This is a genomic window from Pseudomonas sp. B15(2017) (assembly GCF_002113215.1).
Taxonomy (GTDB): Bacteria; Pseudomonadota; Gammaproteobacteria; order Pseudomonadales; family Pseudomonadaceae; genus Aquipseudomonas.
The window spans coordinates 159,238-178,495 of record NZ_NEJZ01000001.1; the positions used below are offsets into that span (position 1 = coordinate 159,238).

Consider the following 19,258-nt stretch of genomic DNA (forward strand, 5'->3'; position numbering starts at 1 on the left):
ACGCTCCGCGTCCGCTGTGACGCAGAGCGTCACGGGATGCATTCCCACGCGGGAGCGTGGGAACGATCAGCGATCAACACGAAAAGGACATGCACCATGCGTATCGTCGTAGCTCTGGGCGGTAACGCCCTGCTCCGCCGTGGTGAGCCGATGACCGCTGACAACCAGCGCGCCAACATCCGCATCGCCACCGAGCAAATCGCCAAGATTCACTCCGGCAATCAACTGGTCATCGCCCACGGCAATGGCCCGCAAGTCGGCCTGCTGTCGCTGCAGGGCCTCTCCTATAAACCCGATGAAGCCTACCCTCTGGACGTGCTCGGTGCCGAAACCGAAGGCATGATCGGTTACATCATCGAACAGGAACTGGGCAATCTGCTGGACTTCGAAGTGCCGTTCGCCACCCTGCTCACCCAGGTCGAAGTCGATCCCAAAGATCCGGCCTTCAAAGACCCGACCAAATTCATCGGCCCGGTCTACGCCAAAGAAGAAGCCGAGCGCCTGGCCAAAGAGAAAGGTTGGGTGGTCAAGGCCGACGGTGACAAATACCGTCGCGTGGTGGCCAGCCCGAAACCCAAGCGCATCTTCGAGATCCGCCCGATCAAATGGCTGCTGGACAGGGGCAGCATCGTGATCTGCGCCGGCGGTGGCGGCATTCCGACCATGTATGGCGCTCATGGCAAGCTGCAAGGCATCGAAGCGGTGATCGACAAGGACCTGTGCTCGGCGCTGCTGGCCGAACAATTGGAGGCGGACTTGCTGGTGATCGCCACCGACGTCAACGCGGCGTACGTCGACTTCAAGAAACCGACCGAGAAAGCCATCGCCCAGGCCCATCCGGACGAACTCGACCGCCTGGGTTTCGCCGCCGGTTCCATGGGGCCGAAGGTGCAGGCAGCTTGCGAATTTGCGCGCCATACTGGCAAGGTCGCGGTGATCGGTTCGCTCTCGGACATCGAAGCCATCGTCCAGGGCACCGCCGGTACGCGGGTCAGCACGGCAGCGCCGGGCATCACCTATCGATAAAAAGAAACTCCGGGGGCAGACCTCAGGTCTGCCCTTCTCCCATGCCTTGAAAGGAGAAAACCATGGCCCAGTTCGAACCCGGTCATTTGCATATTGAGCGGCATGCGTTGACTGACGATGACGTCAATTACAACGTGCACCTCGACTATGAAGTGTTCACCGACCCTCAGAAAGGCAAAGGGATACAGTTCACCCTTCACGGCAGCATGCAGGGCAAAGAGGTCAACGAACCGTTCTTTCTGCCCAAGGAGGAAGCCTACAACTTCGCTCGCAACGTGACGCAGATCGCCGAAAAATACGGCATCCCCAAAAGCCACAGCCAGCTCGGCTCGGTGCACAAGCATTACGACCTGATGTTTGAAGACATCCGCAAGCAGTTGAACATGCAATCCGGGGATCCGGTCAATCTCGAGCATTTCGAGTAACTCGAACTCACCCCATACCCCCTGTGGGCGAGCTTGCTTGCGAAAGCGCTCTGTCAGTCCATATCTTCATTGCTGATACACCGCATTCGCGAGCAAGCTCGCTCCCACAAGGGTATGTAGCCAGCGGAAGAACGCGCCCGGTTTCACCATTTCCCCGCCCCAAGGCATACTTGCCACCCTCCGCACTCCAGAACCCAGAACCACCCCATGCGTATCCACGTCAGCTTCATCGACCGCGTCGGCATCACCCAGGAAGTCCTGGCGATCCTCGGCGGACGCAATCTCAATCTGGATGCGGTGGAGATGATCCCGCCCAACGTCTACATCGACGCCCCGACCTTGAGCCCGCAAGTGCTCGAAGAACTGAAAGATGCGCTGTTTCGGGTGCGTGGCGTAGAAGCAGTGACCGTGGTCGACATTCTCCCCGGCCAGCGACGGCACTTGCAGCTCGACGCCTTGCTCGCGGCAATGACCGACCCGGTACTGGCACTGGACAGCGCCGGCAAGGTGCTGCTGGCCAACCCGGCGCTGATCGCCTTGTACGGCCGCGAGCCGGCAGGCGAAAGCGTTTCGGAACTGTTCAATGATCCGGTCCTTTTGGAAACGTTGTTGGAACAGGGCTTCCGCCTGCCGCTGCGGGAGATCACCGTCAACGGCCAGACCCTGTTGCTGGACGCCACACCGATCACCGACGCCGGCGCCCTGCTTACCCTGTATCAGCCGAACCGCATCGGCGAACAACTCTCGGCGCTGCACCACGACCATGCCGAAGGTTTCGATGCGCTGCTTGGCGAATCGCCGCCGATCCGTACCCTCAAGGCCCGCGCGCAACGCGTCGCGGCCCTCGATGCACCGCTGCTGATCCAGGGCGAAACCGGTACCGGCAAGGAACTGGTGGCCCGCGCCTGTCACGCCATCAGCGCCCGGCACAACGCACCGTTTCTGGCGCTGAACTGCGCGGCCCTGCCGGAGAACCTCGCCGAGAGCGAACTGTTCGGCTACGCCCCCGGTGCCTTCACTGGTGCACAACGCGGCGGTAAACCGGGACTGATGGAACTGGCCAACCAGGGCACGGTGTTCCTCGATGAAATCGGCGAGATGTCGCCGTACTTGCAGGCCAAGCTGCTGCGCTTCCTCAATGACGGCAGCTTCCGCCGGGTCGGCGGTGATCGCGAAGTAAAGGTCAACGTGCGGATTCTCAGCGCGACCCATCGCGACCTGGAAAAAATGGTCAGCGAAGGCCTGTTCCGCGAAGACCTGTTCTACCGCCTCAACGTGCTCAACGTCGAAGTGCCGCCGCTGCGCGAACGCGGCCAGGACATTCTCCTGCTGGCGCGCTATTTCATGCAGCAGGCCTGCGCGCAGATCCAGCGCCCGGTCTGCCGCCTCGCGCCCGGCACCTACCCCGCGCTGCTCGGCAACCGCTGGCCGGGCAACGTGCGGCAATTGCAGAACGTGATCTTCCGCGCCGCCGCGATCTGCGAAAGCAGCCTGGTGGACATCGGCGACCTCGACATCGCCGGCACCTCCGTGGCGCGTCAGACCGACACCGACGTCGACAGCCTGGAAGAAGCCGTGGAAGCTTTCGAGAAATCCTTGCTGGAAAAGCTCTACGTCAGCTACCCCTCGACCCGCCAACTGGCCAGCCGCCTGCAGACCTCGCACACCGCGATTGCCCATCGGCTGCGCAAGTACGGCATCCCCAACAAACCCTGATCTCACCGCAAATCCCCTGTGGGAGCGAGCTTGCTCGCGATGGCGGTGCGACATCCAAAAAGCTGTCGACTGACACGCCCTCATCGCGAGCAAGCTCGCTCCCACAGGGTTTTCCATCCAGCCGGCTCTCCATCCAGTTGAGGGTCCCAGCCCAAAAGCGACCTCCATCTGTACTGAAAGCGCTACAGCGGAACGATATCGCTACACCCTTCTCCGATCACCGCCGTGCAAGGCTTTGATCCGCTTCAGCTTTTTTCTTCGCCCCGAGCTGTAGCGATTTCGCTACAAGCCCCACCCTCAAAGCCTATCGGAAAAATATCAACTCATTGATTTATAACGATATTTTTACGTTGGCCGCGTTCTTGCTAAGTAACCGCTCATAAAATCAGGGCATTGCCGCCCGAGTATTCCACCGCGTCCACCAGACGAGTCTGGCCCCTAGGAGATTCCATGAGCGAGTTGCGTTTTACTGAAGATCACGAATGGCTGCGCGCCGAAGCCGATGGCTCTGTCACCGTTGGCATCACCGCTTTCGCGCAGAACGCCTTGGGCGACGTGGTGTTCGTGCAACTGCCTGAATTGCAGGCGTACGAGAAAGGCGCCGAAGCCGCCACCGTGGAATCGGTAAAAGCCGCCAGCGGCGTTTACATGCCACTGGACGGCGAAGTCCTGGCCACCAATCCGGCCCTGGAAGACAGCCCTGAACTGGTCAACGAAGATCCGCTGGGCGAAGGCTGGTTCTTCCGTTTCAAGCCGGCCGACGCATCGGCCGTCGCCAAGCTGCTGGATCAGGACGCCTACGACCGCCTGATCAAAGCCCAAGCCGAAGCCTGAGGAACCTGACATGACCCAAGTTAATCTCGGCACCGCCAACGAATTCATCACCCGTCACATCGGCCCGCGCGCCGGTGACGAGCAAGCCATGCTCAACAGCCTCGGCTTCGACTCGCTCGAAGCCCTGAGCGCCAGCGTCATCCCGGAAAGCATCAAGGGCACCAGCGTGCTCGGCCTCGACGACGGTCTGAGCGAAGCCGACACCCTGGCAATGATCAAAGGCATCGCCGGCAAGAACCAGTTGTTCAAGACCTACATCGGTCAGGGCTACTACAACTGCCACACGCCGTCGCCGATCCTGCGCAACCTGCTGGAAAACCCGGCCTGGTACACCGCTTACACCCCGTATCAGCCAGAAATTTCCCAGGGCCGTCTCGAAGCGCTGCTGAACTTCCAGACCCTGATCAGCGACCTGACCGGTCTGCCGATCGCCAACGCTTCCCTGCTCGACGAAGCCACCGCTGCTGCCGAAGCCATGACCTTCTGCAAACGCCTGAGCAAGAACAAGGGCAGCCACCAGTTCTTCGCCTCGATCCACAGCCACCCGCAAACCCTCGACGTGCTGCGCACCCGTGCCGAGCCGCTGGGCATCGACGTGGTCGTGGGCGATGAGCGTGAACTGACCGACGTGACGCCTTTCTTCGGCGCGCTGCTGCAATACCCGGCCAGCAACGGTGATGTGTTCGACTACCGCGAACTGACCGAGCGCTTCCACGCCGCCAACGCTCTGGTGGCCGTGGCTGCCGACCTGCTGGCCCTGACCCTGCTGACTCCACCGGGCGAATTCGGCGCGGACGTGGCCATCGGCAGCGCCCAACGCTTCGGCGTACCGCTGGGCTTCGGCGGCCCGCACGCTGCTTACTTCTCCACCAAGGATGCGTTCAAGCGCGACATGCCGGGCCGTCTGGTCGGTGTCTCGGTTGACCGCTTCGGCAAGCCGGCCCTGCGTCTGGCGATGCAGACCCGCGAGCAACATATCCGCCGCGAGAAGGCCACGTCGAACATCTGCACCGCACAAGTGCTGCTGGCCAACATCGCCAGCATGTACGCCGTGTACCACGGCCCGAAAGGCTTGACCCAGATCGCCAACCGCGTGCATCACCTGACCGCGATCCTGGCCAAGGGCCTGAGCGCCCTGGGCGTGACCGTCGAGCAAGTCAGCTTCTTCGACACACTGACCCTGGCCACCGGCGCGCAAACTGCTGCGTTGCACGACAAGGCTCGCGCTCAACAGATCAACCTGCGCGTGATCGATGCCCAGCGTCTTGGCCTGTCGGTCGACGAAACCACCACCCAGGCTGATATCGAAACCCTGTGGGGCCTGTTCGCCGACGGCAAGACCCTGCCGGACTTCGCTGCTCTGGCCGCTGCCGCGCAATGCACCATTCCTGCCGCGCTGGTTCGCCAGTCACCGATCCTCAGCCACCCTGTGTTCAACCGTTATCACTCGGAAACCGAGCTGATGCGCTACCTGCGCAAGCTGGCGGACAAGGACCTGGCCCTCGATCGCACCATGATCCCGCTGGGCTCGTGCACCATGAAACTCAACGCCGCCAGCGAAATGATTCCGGTGACCTGGGCCGAGTTCGGCGCCCTGCACCCGTTCGCCCCGGCCGAGCAAAGCGCCGGTTACCAGCAACTGACCGACGAACTGGAAGCGATGCTCTGCGCCGCCACCGGTTACGACTCGATCTCCCTGCAACCGAACGCCGGTTCCCAGGGTGAGTACGCAGGTCTGCTGGCAATCCGCGCCTACCACCAGAGCCGTGGCGAAGACCGTCGCGACATCTGCCTGATCCCGTCGTCCGCTCACGGCACCAACCCGGCGACCGCCAACATGGCCGGCATGCGCGTGGTCGTGACCGCCTGCGACGCCCGTGGCAACGTGGACATCGAAGACCTGCGCGCCAAGGCCATCGAGCACCGCGAACACCTCGCCGCGCTGATGATCACTTACCCGTCGACTCACGGCGTATTCGAAGAAGGCATCCGCGAAATCTGCGGCATCATTCATGACAACGGCGGCCAGGTGTACATCGACGGCGCCAACATGAACGCGATGGTCGGCCTCTGCGCACCGGGCAAGTTCGGCGGCGATGTCTCGCACCTGAACCTGCACAAAACCTTCTGCATCCCGCACGGCGGTGGCGGTCCGGGCGTCGGCCCGATCGGCGTGAAATCGCACCTGACTCCGTTCCTGCCGGGCCACGGTCACATGGAACGCAAGGAAGGCGCGGTCTGCGCAGCACCGTTCGGCAGCGCGAGCATTCTGCCGATCACCTGGATGTACATTCGCATGATGGGTGGCGCAGGTCTCAAGCGCGCTTCGCAACTGGCGATCCTCAATGCCAACTACATTTCCCGTCGCCTGGAAGAGCACTACCCGGTGCTGTACACCGGCAGCAACGGTCTGGTGGCGCACGAGTGCATCCTGGATCTGCGTCCATTGAAAGACAGCAGCGGCATCAGCGTCGATGACGTCGCCAAGCGCCTGATCGACTTCGGCTTCCACGCCCCGACCATGTCGTTCCCGGTGGCCGGCACGCTGATGATCGAGCCGACCGAAAGTGAATCCAAGGAAGAACTGGACCGCTTCTGCGACGCCATGATCCGCATCCGCGAAGAAATCCGCGCAGTGGAAAACGGCACCCTGGACAAGGACGACAACCCGCTGAAGAACGCGCCGCACACCGCTGCAGAGCTGGTTGGCGAGTGGACTCACCCGTACAGCCGCGAACAAGCGGTGTACCCGGTGGCGTCGTTGATCGAAGGCAAGTACTGGCCGCCGGTCGGTCGCGTCGACAACGTGTTCGGCGACCGAAACCTGGTCTGCGCCTGCCCGTCGATCGAAAGCTACGCTTGACCTGTGAGGGGGCGGGTTCGCCCGCCCCTTTCATGCGTGCCTGATGTGCCTATAACAAGAAACCGGAGAACAACCATGTCGTTAAGCGTGTTCGACCTGTTCAAGATTGGCATCGGCCCCTCCAGCTCCCACACCGTCGGCCCGATGCGCGCAGCTGCGCGTTTCGTCGAAGGCCTGCGCCGGGAAAACCTGTTGTCGGCCACTACCAGCGTCAGGGTCGAGTTGTATGGATCCCTCGGCGCCACCGGCAAGGGTCACGGCAGCGACAAGGCCGTGCTGCTGGGCCTGGAAGGTGAACACCCGGACACCGTGGATACTGAAACCGTCGCCGCCCGTCTCTCGGAGATTCGTGGCAGCGGGCGTTTGAATCTGCTCGGCGAACACAGCATTGCGTTCAACGAGAAAGAACACCTGGCAATGATCCGCAAACCGTTGGCCTATCACCCCAACGGCATGATTTTCCGTGCCTTCGATGCGGCGGGATTGCAGATCCGCAGCCGCGAGTACTACTCGGTCGGCGGTGGTTTTGTGGTCGACGAAGATGCGGCCGGTGCCGACCGCATCGTCGAGGACGCCACCCCGCTGACCTTCCCGTTCAAAAGTGCCAAGGACTTGCTCGGTCACTGCACCACCTATGGCCTGTCGATCAGCCAGGTGATGCTGACCAACGAAAGCGCCTGGCGCCCGGAAGCGGAAACCCGCGCCGGTCTGCTGAAGATCTGGCAAGTGATGCAGGACTGCGTGGCTGCCGGCTGTCGCAACGAAGGCATCCTGCCAGGCGGCCTGAAGGTCAAGCGGAGGGCGGCGGCGCTGCACCGGCAACTGTGCAAGAACCCGGAATCGTCGCTGCGCGACCCGCTGTCGGTGCTGGACTGGGTCAACCTCTACGCCCTCGCCGTCAACGAAGAAAACGCCAATGGCGGGCGCGTGGTTACGGCACCGACCAACGGCGCGGCGGGGATTATTCCCGCCGTATTGCATTACTACATGCGCTTCATTCCCGGCGCGAACGATGACGGCGTGGTGCGCTTCCTGCTGACTGCGGCGGCCATCGGCATTCTGTACAAGGAAAACGCCTCGATTTCCGGCGCCGAAGTCGGCTGTCAGGGCGAGGTCGGTGTGGCCTGTTCGATGGCGGCCGGCGCGTTGTGCGAAGTGCTCGGCGGCAGCGTGCAGCAAGTGGAAAACGCTGCCGAAATCGGCATGGAACACAACCTCGGCCTGACCTGCGACCCGATTGGCGGACTGGTGCAAGTGCCGTGTATCGAGCGCAACGCCATGGGCTCGGTCAAGGCGATCAATGCCGTGCGCATGGCCATGCGCGGCGACGGGCAGCACTTCGTCTCCCTCGACAAGGTCATCCGCACCATGCGCCAGACCGGCGCCGACATGAAAAGCAAATACAAGGAGACCGCCCGTGGCGGTCTGGCGGTCAACATTATCGAGTGCTGACAGACGCCCTCTCCCGATGGGAAAGGGATGAATAAATTTCCTCTCCCGACGGGAGAGGGTCGTAATGAGCTCCCTCTCCCTCCGGGATAGGGTTGGTGTGAATCAAGGAGTCACGCATGTCCACCGAACAACTGTCGAAAACCCCGCTGCACGCTCTGCACATCGAACTCGGCGCCCGCATGGTGCCGTTTGCCGGCTACGACATGCCGGTGCAATACCCGCTGGGCGTGATGAAAGAACACCAGCACACCCGTGAGCAGGCCGGGCTGTTCGATGTCTCGCACATGGGCCAGATCCGCCTGACCGGCGCCAATGCCGCCAAAGCTCTGGAAACCCTGGTACCGGTGGACATCATCGACCTGCCAGTGGGCATGCAGCGCTACGCGATGTTCACCAACGAAACCGGCGGCATCCTCGATGACCTGATGGTTGCCAATCTGGGCAATGACGAACTGTTCCTGGTGGTCAACGCCGCGTGCAAGGATCAGGACCTGGCCCATCTGCAAAAACACATCGGCGATCAATGCACCATTACCGAGCTCTTCGAAGCACGCGCCCTGCTCGCCCTGCAAGGCCCGGCCGCCGTGACCGTACTGGCACGCCTGGCGCCGCAAGTGGCGAAAATGACTTTCATGCAATTCGCCCGCGTGACTCTGCTGGGTGTGGATTGCTTTGTCAGCCGTTCGGGCTACACCGGTGAAGACGGTTTCGAAATCTCGGTTCCGGCAGCCGACGCGGAAAAACTCGCCCGCGCCCTGCTGGCCGAACCGGAAGTCGCCGCCATCGGCCTCGGCGCCCGTGACTCGCTGCGCCTGGAAGCCGGTCTGTGCCTGTACGGCCACGACATGAACACCGAGACCACCCCGATAGAAGCCAGCCTGCTGTGGGCAATCTCCAAGCCTCGGCGTGCCGACGGTGCGCGCGCCGGTGGTTTCCCCGGCGCGGAGCAAGTCTTCGCTCAACAGCACAATGGTGTTCAGCGCAAACGTGTCGGCCTGCTGCCGCAAGAGCGTACGCCGGTCCGTGAAGGTGCAGAGATCGTCAACGAAGCGGGCGAGATCGTCGGCAGCGTGTGCAGCGGCGGCTTCGGCCCGACCTTGGGCGGCCCGTTGGCCATGGGTTACCTGGACAGCGCCTACGTTGCACTCGATACGCCAGTTTGGGCAATTGTTCGTGGGAAAAAGGTGCCATTGCTTGTAAGCAAAATGCCATTTGTTCCACAACGCTACTATCGCGGTTGATTGACTGTTTCTATAAGTAACGCGATTGCGTTATGCGTGCACTAATGTGTAACGCAATCGCCATAAAACAGTGCACTCAGTTTACTTTCGTTTCGAATATGAACTTGGTTTATAACGTTCGAAAACAATTGAACGAGCTAATCGTATAAGCCGGTCTAGTGGACCTACCAAAGTGCCGGCAAGCGCAGGAAACCCGGGGCCTTAACGGGGCTTGTTTTTCCTCCCGTAGTTGGCGTAGAGTTTGTCCACTGTGTTTGCATGGGTCAGCTTGGAATCGTGACCTGGGCAGTAGCCTACAAGTTAGCTACATCCCGTTCGACGTCTTCTTACTCTCCTGCAACCAGCCCCAGTACTCTTTCATGAGGAAGAGACTGTCATCAATTTTTGCGTCAAAGGAAATAAGAAATGTCCCAACGTCAGAGCGGTACCGTCAAGTGGTTTAACGACGAGAAAGGTTTTGGTTTTATCACTCCAGAAAGCGGTCCGGATCTGTTCGTGCATTTCCGTGCCATTCAGGGCAACGGCTTCAAGAGCCTGAAAGAAGGCCAGAAAGTGACCTTCGTTGCAGTGCAAGGCCAGAAAGGCATGCAGGCTGACGAAGTTATCGCAGAAGCCTGATTTTCTGTTACGAAAAAGCCCCTGATATTGATATCAGGGGCTTTTTTGTGGGCGCAAATCCGTAAAATGGCGCTTCACTTTCCGTCCAGAGGCTGCCATGTCGAAACACCTGCTCACTCCCCAGGGCGATTTCCCCACCGTCGGCCTGGGTCGTCGTCTGGCAGCGATGTTCTATGACTTTCTATTGTGCACCGCCCTGCTGATCGTGACGGGTGGCGTCTACAAGATGATTCAGGCGGCAATCATCGGCGAGGAGCGTCTGCGGGTTCTGACTGACGCCGGGCAGCTGGATGGCGATCCGCTGTATTCCACAGTGCTGCTGCTGGTGCTGTTCGGCTTCTTCGCCAAGTTCTGGACTCACGCCGGGCAGACCCTGGGCATGCAGGTCTGGGGCATTCGCGTGCAGAACGCTGATGGCACTGCGATCAGCCTGTGGCAGGCGTTGCTGCGGTTCATGGTATCGATTGCGTCGTGGCTGTGCCTGGGCCTTGGGTTCTTCTGGTCGCTGTTCGACAAACAGAAACGCACCTGGCATGACATCTACTCCGACACGCAGCTCGTGCGAATCCCGAAAAAGACCAAATAATCCTCCAGATGCAAAAACGCCCCGATCCAATCGGGGCGTTTTTGTTTGCAGCTCAGAGTCAGGCGTTGCCGGCCAGCTTCATCCGCGCAGCCTGAGTGAAATCGAGCATGCGCTTGAGCGGGCGGATCGCCTGTGGGATCAGGGCCGGGTCGACGAAGATCTCGTTCGAGCCTTCCTTCAGGCACTTGAGGGTACGCTCAAGGGTGTTCATGGCCATCCACGGGCAATGTGCGCAACTGCGGCACGCCGCGCCGTTACCGGCGGTTGGCGCTTCGATGAAGACCTTGTCAGGGCACAGCTGCTGCATCTTGTAGAAGATGCCGCGATCGGTGGCGACGATCAGGGTCTTGTTCGGCAGCGATTGAGCGGCGGCGATGAGCTGGCTGGTGGAGCCGACGGCGTCCGCCAGTTCGATCACCGAGGTCGGCGACTCCGGGTGCACCAGAATGGCAGCGTCCGGGTACAGCGCCTTCATGTCTTCCAGCTGCTTGGACTTGAACTCTTCGTGGACGATGCAGGCACCGTCCCACAGCAGCATGTCGGCGCCGGTCTGACGCTGGATATAGGTGCCCAGGTGCTTGTCCGGGCCCCAGATAATGGTTTCGCCGTTATCCATCAGGCTTTCGACGATTTCCAGTGCGCAGCTGGAGGTCACTACCCAATCGGCCCGGGCTTTGACGGCAGCCGAGGTGTTGGCATACACCACCACGGTGCGTTCCGGATGCTGATCGCAGAACGCCGAGAACTCGTCCACCGGGCAACCCAGATCCAGCGAGCAGGTCGCTTCCAGGGTCGGCATCAGCACGCGTTTTTCAGGGTTGAGAATCTTCGCGGTCTCACCCATGAATTTCACGCCGGCGACCACCACGGTCTTGGCCGGATGGGCGTTGCCGAAGCGGGCCATTTCCAGGGAGTCAGAAACGCAACCGCCGGTTTCTTCGGCGAGGGCCTGGATGATCGGATCGCAATAAAAGTGGGCAACCAGCACCGCGTCCTGAGCCTTGAGCTCGGCGGCGATGGCGGAACGGTAATAGGCCTCTTCCTCGGCCGTCAGCGGCTTGGGCTGCTTGGCGTCGAGGTGGGCTTGTACCAGAAGGCGTTCGGAAATCTGCGTCATGTTCGCAAGACCTGCAGGCGCATTCGCGCGAAAGTCGAGTATACACCCGGCTCCGGACCGCTTGAGGGTACCGCCGGGAAAGTGAGTATTATCAGGCACGGACAGCGTTGGAGCTGCGCAAGGCTACAGAATATCCCGGTGATACAAAAGATGATTCTGACCTGCGTCACGGCGGGAAGAAACGAAGGGTCGGATGCCTGAATCGCAGGCAAAAAAAAATCCGGAAATCCTCACTTTCGTGGGCCTTCCAGACTTTTAAAAACAGCAAAAATGGTGGGTCGTGTGGGATTCGAACCTACGACCAATTGGTTAAAAGCCAACTGCTCTACCAACTGAGCTAACGACCCGCTGTGTGGTGGCGCGTATAATACTGATTTTTAAGGACTATTCAACACCTAATTTGAAAAAAATCAAAAATAAGGTGTCGGGTCGCTGATTCCGGCCGCCGCGAAGCCTTCTGCACGCAGTCGGCAGCTGTCGCATTTGCCACAAGCGCGGCCGTCATCGTCGGCCTGATAGCAGGAAACGGTCAGCGCGTAATCGACGCCCAGCTTCACGCCAGCCTGGACGATCTGCGCCTTGCTCAGGTTCTGCAGTGGTGCCTGGATGCGGAAACCATTGCCTTCCACACCAGCCTTGGTCGCCAGATTGGCCATGCGCTCAAACGACTCGATGAACTCGGGACGGCAATCCGGGTATCCGGAGTAATCCACTGCGTTGACGCCGATAAAGATGTCACTGGCGCCGAGCACTTCAGCCCAGCCCAAGGCCAGCGAAAGGAAAACCGTGTTGCGCGCCGGCACGTAGGTCACCGGAATGCCTTCGCCCAACTCTTCCGGAATATCGATGCTGGTGTCGGTCAAGGCCGACCCCCCCATGCCATTCAGGTTCAGGCCGATCACCTTGTGCTCGACCACACCCAGATCGCGAGCAACGCGAGCAGCAGCATGCAGTTCAGCGTGGGAACGCTGACCGTAATCGAAACTCATGGTGTAGCAGGCGTAGCCTTCAGCGCGCGCCATCGCCACGACCGTGGCCGAGTCCAGCCCACCCGAAAGCAGGATTACCGCACGTTTTTGGCTAGTATTCAGTTGTTCAGTCATCTCAGCGCCCCGGCTCATCATTCCATAGATATTTATGCAGCTGCAGTTGCAGGCGCACTGGCAGGTTATCCGCCACCACCCAGTCCGCCAGATCCCGAGCATTCAGGTCGTGGTGACTTGGGGAAAACAGCACTTCACCTGCACGTCGCTCGAGACCGTACTGGATCAGCTTCGATACCGCCCAGTCATAGTCCTCCCGCGAGCAGATGACAAACTTCACCTGATCGTTGGGCGTCAGCAGTTCGATGTTCTCGTAACGGTTGCGATGGGCTTCTTTGGAGTCAGGCGTCTTCAGGTCGACCACCCGACTGACCCGCGGATCGACCGCCGAGATGTCGAGGGCGCCGCTGGTTTCCAGCGAGACTTCGTAGCCGGCATCGGACAATTGCTTGAGCAAAGGGATGGCGTTGGGCTGAGCCAGCGGCTCACCGCCAGTGACACAGACGTAGCGCGGGCGAAAGCCGGCCACTTGCTCGAGGATGTCGTCGAGGGTGCGGATCGTGCCACCGCTGAATGCGTAGGCGCTGTCGCAGTATTGGCAACGCAATGGGCAACCGGTCAGGCGCACAAAAACCGTGGGCAGCCCGGCAGTCCGCGTTTCCCCCTGCAACGAGTAGAAAACTTCGGTGATTCTCAATGTGTCTTGCATAGTCGCCACGGGCGTAACAGCTAAACAGGCTGTCCGCCTCCGTCAGGCACTTCAGGCAACCCCGCCAACGCGTAGATCACCAGAAGCGTGTTTCATAAAAGGGCGTGAATTCTAACGAAAAAACCCGCGACAAGCGCGGGTTTCTTCCAAACGGGTCAAACGCTGTTACATGCGTTGCAAGTCGCGCTGGGCCAACTGAGCGGCGGATGTGCCCGGATACTGGGCCACCACCTGCTGCAGAATGCCTTTGACCTTGTCGGTATGACCGAGGCGGCGTTCTACGTCAGCCAGCTTGTACAGCGAATCCGGCACTTTGGCGTGCTTGGGATACAGCTGCGAAACCTTGGCGAAAGCTTGACCTGCGCCTTGCAGATCCCCCTTGGCCAGGTTCACTTCACCCAGCCAGTACTGGGCGTTGCCCGCGTATTGGCTGTTCGGGTACTTACGCAGGAAAGCGGCAAACGCCTGGCTGGCCTTGTCGAAATCCTTGGCCTTGATCAGGTCGAAAGCTGCATCGTAATACAGCTTTTCCTTGGCCGGATCAGCCGGTTCGCCACCCGCAGCAGGTGCCTGGGCGGCAGCAGCGGCCCCGGCTCCAGCGGCGGCACCGGCAGCAGCACTTGCATCGCCACCGGCAGAAGAATTCTCGGGATTCGCGGCAGGTGCAACGCCGGACCCTATGCGCCGATCGAGATCCTGGTATCGCTCCAGGGATTCCTGTTTCATGCGCGAAACCTGGTTCTGCAGTTCTTCGATCACGCCTTGCTGGCGCGACAGTTGATCCTGCATTTGTTGCAGTTGGTTGAACAGCATGCCTTGTGCCGAGGCAGGGGCCGAAGCCGCTCCCCCGGCATAGGCGCCGTTCGTACCGTAACCTGCAGGCGGATAACTGCTCCCGCTATTGTTATAACCGGAGTTGTCATCGACCACAGGAACCGCAGCCCACGCCGCAAGCGGCGCGAGGCTGAGAGCCAGAACAGTTACAGCACGACGGCACGTTCGCATATCGAATTACTTACGCAGTTCGACGCGACGGTTTTGAGCCCAGGACTGCTCGTCGTTGCCGGTAGCAACTGGACGCTCTTCGCCGTAGGAAACCAGTTCCAGCTGAGCTGGGGAAACACCTTGCAGTACCAGGTAGCGCTGAACGGCTTTCGCACGACGCTCGCCCAGTGCCATGTTGTACTCACGAGTACCACGTTCGTCGGTGTTGCCTTCCAGAACAACGCGAGCGCCGTTTGCTTTCAGGTCTTTGGCGTGAACGTCCAGAGCGCGCATGGCTTCTGGCTTCAGGTCCGAGCTGTCGTATTCGAAGTAGAAGGTGGTGATTGCGCGCAGAGCAGCTTCTTCGCTCAGGGAACCGTCAACTGCACCAGTGTTTGCGCCGTAACCAGCGTTTGGATCAACAGCGCCTTCACCGGCGTTGTCGCCGCCTTTGGACGAGCAACCTACAGCTACAGCCATGGCCAGAGCCAGCGCAGCAAATTTACCAAACTTCAGCATTTCCATCGTGAAACTCCTAATGAACCCCAGTGTGTTAAGTAAAACGTAAAGCGCCGCGTCAGTTCAGGTAAGGGGACCAGGACGGTTCTCTGACTTCGCCTTGAGCGGTAGGAAGCGGGAGCCTCACGCGTCCATTAATGGACACGAGCATCAAGACTCCCCGGCCCTGCTGGCGGGTGGCGTAGATTACCATGGTGCCGTTGGGCGCAACAGTAGGCGACTCGTCCAGAGTGCTATCAGTGAGGATTTTTACACTTCCGCGCTGCAAATCCTGGGCCGCCACTTTGAAATTGGTGAAACCGTCCTGACGATGGATCATCACCAGGGTCTTTTCATCTGCCGAAAGCTTGGGGTTGGCGTTGTAGTTGCCCACGAACGTCACGCGCTCGGCACCGCCGCCACCGGCGCTGGTCTTGTAGATCTGCGGCTTGCCGCCACGGTCGGAGGTGAAGTAGATGGTCGAGCCATCCTTGCCCCAGTACGGTTCGGTGTTGATGCCAGGACCTGCGGTCACGCGGGTGATCTGACGCGAACCGAGGTTCATCACGTAGATGTCCGGGTTACCGTCCTTCGACAATACGAACGCCAGGCGATTGCCGTCCGGCGACCAGGCTGGCGCGCCGTTCAGGCCTTCGAAGTTGGTGATCTGCTCGCGGCGACCGGTGTCGATGTTCTGCATGAAGATGCGCGGACGCTTCTGCTCGAACGACACGTAGGCGATACGCTTGCCGTCCGGTGCAAAACGCGGCGACAGGATCGGCTCACGCGATTGCAGCAAGGTCACGGCGCGGGCGCCGTCATAGTCCGAGCGCTGCAGGGTGTAACGGGTGTTCTTCTCGGAGAAACGCTCGGCTGTGACGTACAGCAGGCGAGTCGAGAATGCACCTTTAATGCCGGTCAGTTTTTCGAAGGACTGATCGGAGATGTAGTGCGCCATGTCGCGCAGCTGTTCGGTGGTGCCGGACACACTGCCGTCAGCCACTTTCTGCTCGGTGGCGACGTTGAACAAAGCCCACTGCACCTGCAGACGGCCGCCGGCCGGCACGATGCTGCCGACCATCATGTATTGCGCGCCCACCGCCTTCCAGTCGCGGAAGATGATTTCGCTCGGCTGGCTTGGCTGGCTGATCATGTTTTGCTTCGGAATCGGCGAGTAGTAGCCCGAGTTGCGCAAATCGTTACCAATGATTTCAGCCATGTCATCCGGCAGGACGGCACCGCCCTGGAAACCGAACGGCACGACGGCGATCGGAGTCGCCCGATCGCTGCCGCTGGTGACCAGAATGTTCTTTTCATCCGCCATCGCGATCCCTGCCATGCAGCAGATCACGACCAGCATTCCTCGAAGAAGGTTTCTCACAAGGCTAGATCCTCAGGTGTGAATGTCATCTTGAATGAACGATACGGAGCGAAATCGCTCGGCTTCATTCCCTGCATTTCCGTCAAACGTCCAATATTCTTGACCGCTGCCACTGCAGACGCATCGAACGGACCGTCGCCACTGGACTTCGCCACGCTGACCGAAGTCACCGTACCGTCCGGCAACATGCCGATCTGCAGCACAACCGTCATGCCTTTGCGTGCCGAAGGTGGACGTGCCCAGCCTTCCGCTGCCCGCGCACGAATCAGGTCATCGAAACTGCCCGCGACTTCATCGCCCTGCTCATCGGCCAAGGCCTGCTGGCGCTGCGGCGTGTCGGAAAGCAAATCTGCCAGGGCCTGAGCCTTTTTGTCTTCGGCGGATTTACGTGCCGCTTCCTGCGCTTTCTTCTTCGCAGCATCGGCAGCAGCTTTCTTCTTCGCGTCTTCGGCGACTTTCTTCTTCGCCTCTTCAGCTTCAGCTTTCTTCTTGGCGTCTTCGGCGGCTTTCTTTTTCGCGTCTTCGACGATCTTCTTCTTGGCTTCTTCAGCGGCCGCTTTCTTGGCCTCTTCTTCAGCAGCCTTCTTGGCTTCTTCTTCGGCTTTCTTCTTGGCTATATCAGCCAATTGTTTCTCTTCTGCCTTCTTGGCCTCAGCGGCTTTCTTCGCGTCTTCGGCTTTCTTGGCTTCATCAGCCTTCTTCGCCTCGTTCGCTTTCTTCGCCTCATCGGCCTTCTTGGCTTCCTCGGCCTTTTGAGCCGCTTCTTCTTTCTTTTGTTCCGCAGCTTTCACCGCTTCCTGCTCGACCCTTTTCTGCTCCATCTGCTCGACTTCGGTCTGGCGCGCGGCGGATTTCTTCGCCTCACCCGCAATCTTCTGATTGGTCTGGGTGGTCGCCTGACTTTTCGATTTCAGCTGGTACAGGGTCGCCTGGACAATCGGCTTGGCCGGCGGCAGCTCAGGCGTCATGGCGAAACTGACAAACAGCATGCCGAACACCAGCACGTGCAAGCCAATCGCCCAGACGCTGGGCCAGAAGTAGCTTTCCGAGGCGGACGGCTCTCGCTGTTGCTGCATCAGGGCGCCTCGGTGATCAAGCCAACGTTACCGACCCCGGCTTTCTGCAACCCGCCCATGGCGCCCATGACGGAGCCATAATCGACGGACTTGTCGCCACGGATGAAGACCTGGGTACGCTTGCCGCCTTCAGTGCCGGCGCGAATGATCTTGGTCACCGCGTCGGTCATCTGTGGCAGGGTCATGGCCCGGTCCTGTTGCTTCTCGGTGTCGACTTCGCTGCCAAGGTTCCAGTAGTAGGTCTTGTCAGCCTTGATCGAAATGGTCAGCACCTGGGTGTTGTTGTCCTGCGGCAAGGCTTCGCTGGAAACCTTGGGCAGATCCACCTTCACGCCCTGATTGAGCATCGGCGCAGTCACCATGAAGATGACCAGCAGCACCAGCATCACGTCGATGTAAGGCACTACGTTCATCTCGGCGACCGGCTTGCGCTTGTGTCGGGCTCGAGTGATTAAAGCCATCGGGAAATACCTGCTTATTCTTCGCTGGTGTGCACTTTGCGGTGCAGGATCGCCTGGAATTCATCGGCGAAGGTGTAGTAGCGGCTCAGCAAGGTTTCGCTGCGGGCAGAGAAACGGTTGTAAGCGATAACGGCCGGGATTGCGGCGAACAGACCGATCGCAGTGGCGATCAGGGCTTCGGCGATGCCGGGTGCCACAGTGGCCAGGGTGGCCTGTTGTGCGCTGGCCAGACCACGGAAGGAGTTCATGATCCCCCAGACGGTACCGAACAGACCGATGTACGGACTGACGGAACCCACGGTAGCGAGGAACGGCAGGCTCTGCTCGAGCTTTTCTTCTTCGCGGGAGATGGCGACGCGCATGGCACGGGCCACACCTTCCATCACCGCTTCAGGATCGACACCTGGCTGCTGACGCAGACGGGAAAACTCCTTGAAGCCGGCGCGGAAGATCTGCTCGACGCCCGAATCCGGATCCGGGTTGCTGCCGGCCTGACGATAGAGCTTGGACAGGTCGATACCCGACCAGAAGCGCTCCTCGAAGCTCTCCAGGGCGCGTCGACCGGCGCGCAGCAGATTGCTGCGCTGAAAGATCATGATCCATGAGGTCACCGATGCGGCCACCAGGGTCAACATTACCAACTGCACCACGATGCTGGCATTGCTGACCAGGCTCCACATGGAGGAATGGTCGACGACGTTAGCTTCCACGCTTTATCTCCTGCTTTGAGTGTGTACCCGTGCCGACCGCGTCGGCAAAGGCCGCACGCAGGTCTTCGGGAAGGGCCCGGGGTTTCAAACTGTTAGTGCGCACACAGGCCACCAGAAACTGCCCTTCGCAGAGCAGCACATTATCCGTTGCCCGCCTGACCTGCTGTCGAAAGCGCAGGCTGGCACGGTTCAATTCGATTACATCAGCGCTTACCAGAAGCTCGTCGTCCAGTCGCGCCGGCGCGTGATAACGCGCTTCGCTGGAATGCACGACGAACAACAGGTCCTCCCCTGCCAGCGCCGACTGGGCAAAGCCCAGCTCCCGGAGCCGCTCGGTTCGAGCCCGTTCCATAAACTTGAGGTAATTAACGTAATACACGATGCCGCCCGCATCGGTGTCCTCGTAATAAACGCGACAACGATGTGCGAACGGCTCAAGCCCGTTTTGCGCGCGCATACTCTAGTGCTTACTCCTCGGGTTGCCAATCCGGCCAGGCAACTGTTTTTCAATGTTCAAA

At 60.2% G+C, this 19,258-nt stretch carries 19 protein-coding genes and 1 tRNA gene; 9 read left to right on the forward strand and 11 right to left on the reverse strand.

Translation table 11 applies throughout. The features are described from left to right. The first annotated feature begins 96 nt into the window (after positions 1-96). The 9 genes from arcC to CAF73_RS00800 all read left to right on the forward strand — a co-directional run bounded on the left by arcC (position 97) and on the right by CAF73_RS00800 (position 10,761). Positions 97-1,026 carry a carbamate kinase gene (gene arcC, locus CAF73_RS00760; RefSeq protein ID WP_085701645.1) on the forward strand — a complete coding sequence of 310 codons (930 nt, stop codon included), beginning with the start codon at positions 97-99 and terminating at the stop codon, positions 1,024-1,026. Positions 1,027-1,088: 62 nt separating this feature from the next. Further along, complete coding sequence (locus CAF73_RS00765; RefSeq protein WP_085697162.1) at positions 1,089-1,451, forward strand: DUF5064 family protein; 363 nt, start codon at positions 1,089-1,091, stop codon at positions 1,449-1,451. Positions 1,452-1,658: 207 nt separating this feature from the next. Beyond that, positions 1,659-3,167: a sigma-54-dependent transcriptional regulator gene (locus CAF73_RS00770; RefSeq protein ID WP_085701646.1), complete on the forward strand. Its 1,509-nt coding sequence runs from the start codon at positions 1,659-1,661 to the stop codon at positions 3,165-3,167. A 450-nt stretch (positions 3,168-3,617) separates the two neighbouring features. Next, complete coding sequence (gene gcvH / locus CAF73_RS00775) at positions 3,618-4,001, forward strand: glycine cleavage system protein GcvH (protein ID WP_007951190.1); 384 nt, start codon at positions 3,618-3,620, stop codon at positions 3,999-4,001. Between the two features lie 10 nt (positions 4,002-4,011). Next, positions 4,012-6,864, forward strand: a complete 2,853-nt coding sequence (gcvP, locus tag CAF73_RS00780; RefSeq protein WP_085701647.1) for an aminomethyl-transferring glycine dehydrogenase — start codon at positions 4,012-4,014, stop codon at positions 6,862-6,864. 75 nt (positions 6,865-6,939) lie between these two features. Further along, positions 6,940-8,316: an L-serine ammonia-lyase gene (locus tag CAF73_RS00785; protein WP_085701648.1), complete on the forward strand. Its 1,377-nt coding sequence runs from the start codon at positions 6,940-6,942 to the stop codon at positions 8,314-8,316. Between the two features lie 116 nt (positions 8,317-8,432). Beyond that, a complete protein-coding gene (gene gcvT / locus CAF73_RS00790) occupies positions 8,433-9,557 on the forward strand; it encodes a glycine cleavage system aminomethyltransferase GcvT (RefSeq protein WP_085697166.1) in 1,125 nt (374 codons plus the stop codon). A 405-nt stretch (positions 9,558-9,962) separates the two neighbouring features. Further along, positions 9,963-10,175, forward strand: a complete 213-nt coding sequence (locus tag CAF73_RS00795) for a cold-shock protein (RefSeq protein WP_011335634.1) — start codon at positions 9,963-9,965, stop codon at positions 10,173-10,175. Between the two features lie 97 nt (positions 10,176-10,272). Continuing rightward, positions 10,273-10,761, forward strand: coding sequence for an RDD family protein (locus tag CAF73_RS00800; protein ID WP_085701649.1), 489 nt, complete (start codon positions 10,273-10,275; stop codon positions 10,759-10,761). A gap of 58 nt (positions 10,762-10,819) precedes the next feature. Here the strand turns inward: CAF73_RS00800 and nadA are convergent, their stop codons facing one another. The 11 genes from nadA to ybgC form a co-directional block, all read right to left on the reverse strand. After that, on the reverse strand, positions 10,820-11,878 hold the full coding sequence (nadA, locus tag CAF73_RS00805) for a quinolinate synthase NadA (protein ID WP_039766022.1): 1,059 nt from the start codon (positions 11,876-11,878) through the stop codon (positions 10,820-10,822). A 271-nt stretch (positions 11,879-12,149) separates the two neighbouring features. Continuing rightward, a tRNA-Lys gene (locus CAF73_RS00810) sits at positions 12,150-12,225 on the reverse strand. A 63-nt stretch (positions 12,226-12,288) separates the two neighbouring features. Then, positions 12,289-12,981: a 7-cyano-7-deazaguanine synthase QueC gene (gene queC / locus CAF73_RS00815; protein WP_085701650.1), complete on the reverse strand. Its 693-nt coding sequence runs from the start codon at positions 12,979-12,981 to the stop codon at positions 12,289-12,291. Between the two features lies 1 nt (position 12,982). Further along, positions 12,983-13,630 carry a 7-carboxy-7-deazaguanine synthase QueE gene (gene queE / locus CAF73_RS00820; protein WP_085701651.1) on the reverse strand — a complete coding sequence of 216 codons (648 nt, stop codon included), beginning with the start codon at positions 13,628-13,630 and terminating at the stop codon, positions 12,983-12,985. 165 nt (positions 13,631-13,795) lie between these two features. After that, positions 13,796-14,635 (reverse strand): tol-pal system protein YbgF, encoded by an 840-nt coding sequence (gene ybgF / locus CAF73_RS00825; RefSeq protein WP_085701652.1) that lies wholly within the window; start codon positions 14,633-14,635, stop codon positions 13,796-13,798. A gap of 6 nt (positions 14,636-14,641) precedes the next feature. Further along, positions 14,642-15,139 carry a peptidoglycan-associated lipoprotein Pal gene (pal, locus tag CAF73_RS00830; RefSeq protein ID WP_003178634.1) on the reverse strand — a complete coding sequence of 166 codons (498 nt, stop codon included), beginning with the start codon at positions 15,137-15,139 and terminating at the stop codon, positions 14,642-14,644. A 52-nt stretch (positions 15,140-15,191) separates the two neighbouring features. After that, positions 15,192-16,472 (reverse strand): Tol-Pal system beta propeller repeat protein TolB, encoded by a 1,281-nt coding sequence (gene tolB / locus CAF73_RS00835; protein ID WP_166742344.1) that lies wholly within the window; start codon positions 16,470-16,472, stop codon positions 15,192-15,194. Positions 16,473-16,489: 17 nt separating this feature from the next. Next, the gene (gene tolA / locus CAF73_RS00840; protein WP_085701653.1) at positions 16,490-17,569 is read right to left on the reverse strand and encodes a cell envelope integrity protein TolA; all 1,080 of its coding nucleotides are present in this window, start codon (positions 17,567-17,569) and stop codon (positions 16,490-16,492) included. Then, positions 17,569-18,021: a protein TolR gene (gene tolR, locus CAF73_RS00845; RefSeq protein ID WP_162803534.1), complete on the reverse strand. Its 453-nt coding sequence runs from the start codon at positions 18,019-18,021 to the stop codon at positions 17,569-17,571. The genes tolA and tolR overlap by 1 nt, the downstream gene beginning before the upstream one ends. A 23-nt stretch (positions 18,022-18,044) precedes the next feature. Beyond that, on the reverse strand, positions 18,045-18,740 hold the full coding sequence (tolQ, locus tag CAF73_RS00850; RefSeq protein WP_007912733.1) for a protein TolQ: 696 nt from the start codon (positions 18,738-18,740) through the stop codon (positions 18,045-18,047). Continuing rightward, entirely contained in the window at positions 18,730-19,197 is a 468-nt protein-coding gene (gene ybgC / locus CAF73_RS00855; protein ID WP_007951203.1) for a tol-pal system-associated acyl-CoA thioesterase, read from the reverse strand. Before ybgC ends, tolQ begins: the two co-directional genes overlap by 11 nt. Positions 19,198-19,258: the final 61 nt, after the last annotated feature.

Coding starts and splice junctions, on each gene's coding strand:
- nadA (WP_039766022.1), bottom strand. CDS start 11,878: ATGACGCAGATTTCCGAACGCCTTCTGGTACAAGCCCACCTCGACGCC.
- gcvH (WP_007951190.1), top strand. CDS start 3,618: ATGAGCGAGTTGCGTTTTACTGAAGATCACGAATGGCTGCGCGCCGAA.
- queE (WP_085701651.1), bottom strand. CDS start 13,630: ATGCAAGACACATTGAGAATCACCGAAGTTTTCTACTCGTTGCAGGGG.
- tolA (WP_085701653.1), bottom strand. CDS start 17,569: ATGCAGCAACAGCGAGAGCCGTCCGCCTCGGAAAGCTACTTCTGGCCC.
- gcvT (WP_085697166.1), top strand. CDS start 8,433: ATGTCCACCGAACAACTGTCGAAAACCCCGCTGCACGCTCTGCACATC.
- queC (WP_085701650.1), bottom strand. CDS start 12,981: ATGACTGAACAACTGAATACTAGCCAAAAACGTGCGGTAATCCTGCTT.
- ybgC (WP_007951203.1), bottom strand. CDS start 19,197: ATGCGCGCGCAAAACGGGCTTGAGCCGTTCGCACATCGTTGTCGCGTT.
- CAF73_RS00770 (WP_085701646.1), top strand. CDS start 1,659: ATGCGTATCCACGTCAGCTTCATCGACCGCGTCGGCATCACCCAGGAA.
- CAF73_RS00785 (WP_085701648.1), top strand. CDS start 6,940: ATGTCGTTAAGCGTGTTCGACCTGTTCAAGATTGGCATCGGCCCCTCC.
- ybgF (WP_085701652.1), bottom strand. CDS start 14,635: ATGCGAACGTGCCGTCGTGCTGTAACTGTTCTGGCTCTCAGCCTCGCG.
- CAF73_RS00795 (WP_011335634.1), top strand. CDS start 9,963: ATGTCCCAACGTCAGAGCGGTACCGTCAAGTGGTTTAACGACGAGAAA.
- CAF73_RS00800 (WP_085701649.1), top strand. CDS start 10,273: ATGTCGAAACACCTGCTCACTCCCCAGGGCGATTTCCCCACCGTCGGC.
- gcvP (WP_085701647.1), top strand. CDS start 4,012: ATGACCCAAGTTAATCTCGGCACCGCCAACGAATTCATCACCCGTCAC.
- arcC (WP_085701645.1), top strand. CDS start 97: ATGCGTATCGTCGTAGCTCTGGGCGGTAACGCCCTGCTCCGCCGTGGT.
- pal (WP_003178634.1), bottom strand. CDS start 15,139: ATGGAAATGCTGAAGTTTGGTAAATTTGCTGCGCTGGCTCTGGCCATG.
- CAF73_RS00765 (WP_085697162.1), top strand. CDS start 1,089: ATGGCCCAGTTCGAACCCGGTCATTTGCATATTGAGCGGCATGCGTTG.
- tolB (WP_166742344.1), bottom strand. CDS start 16,472: ATGCTGGTCGTGATCTGCTGCATGGCAGGGATCGCGATGGCGGATGAA.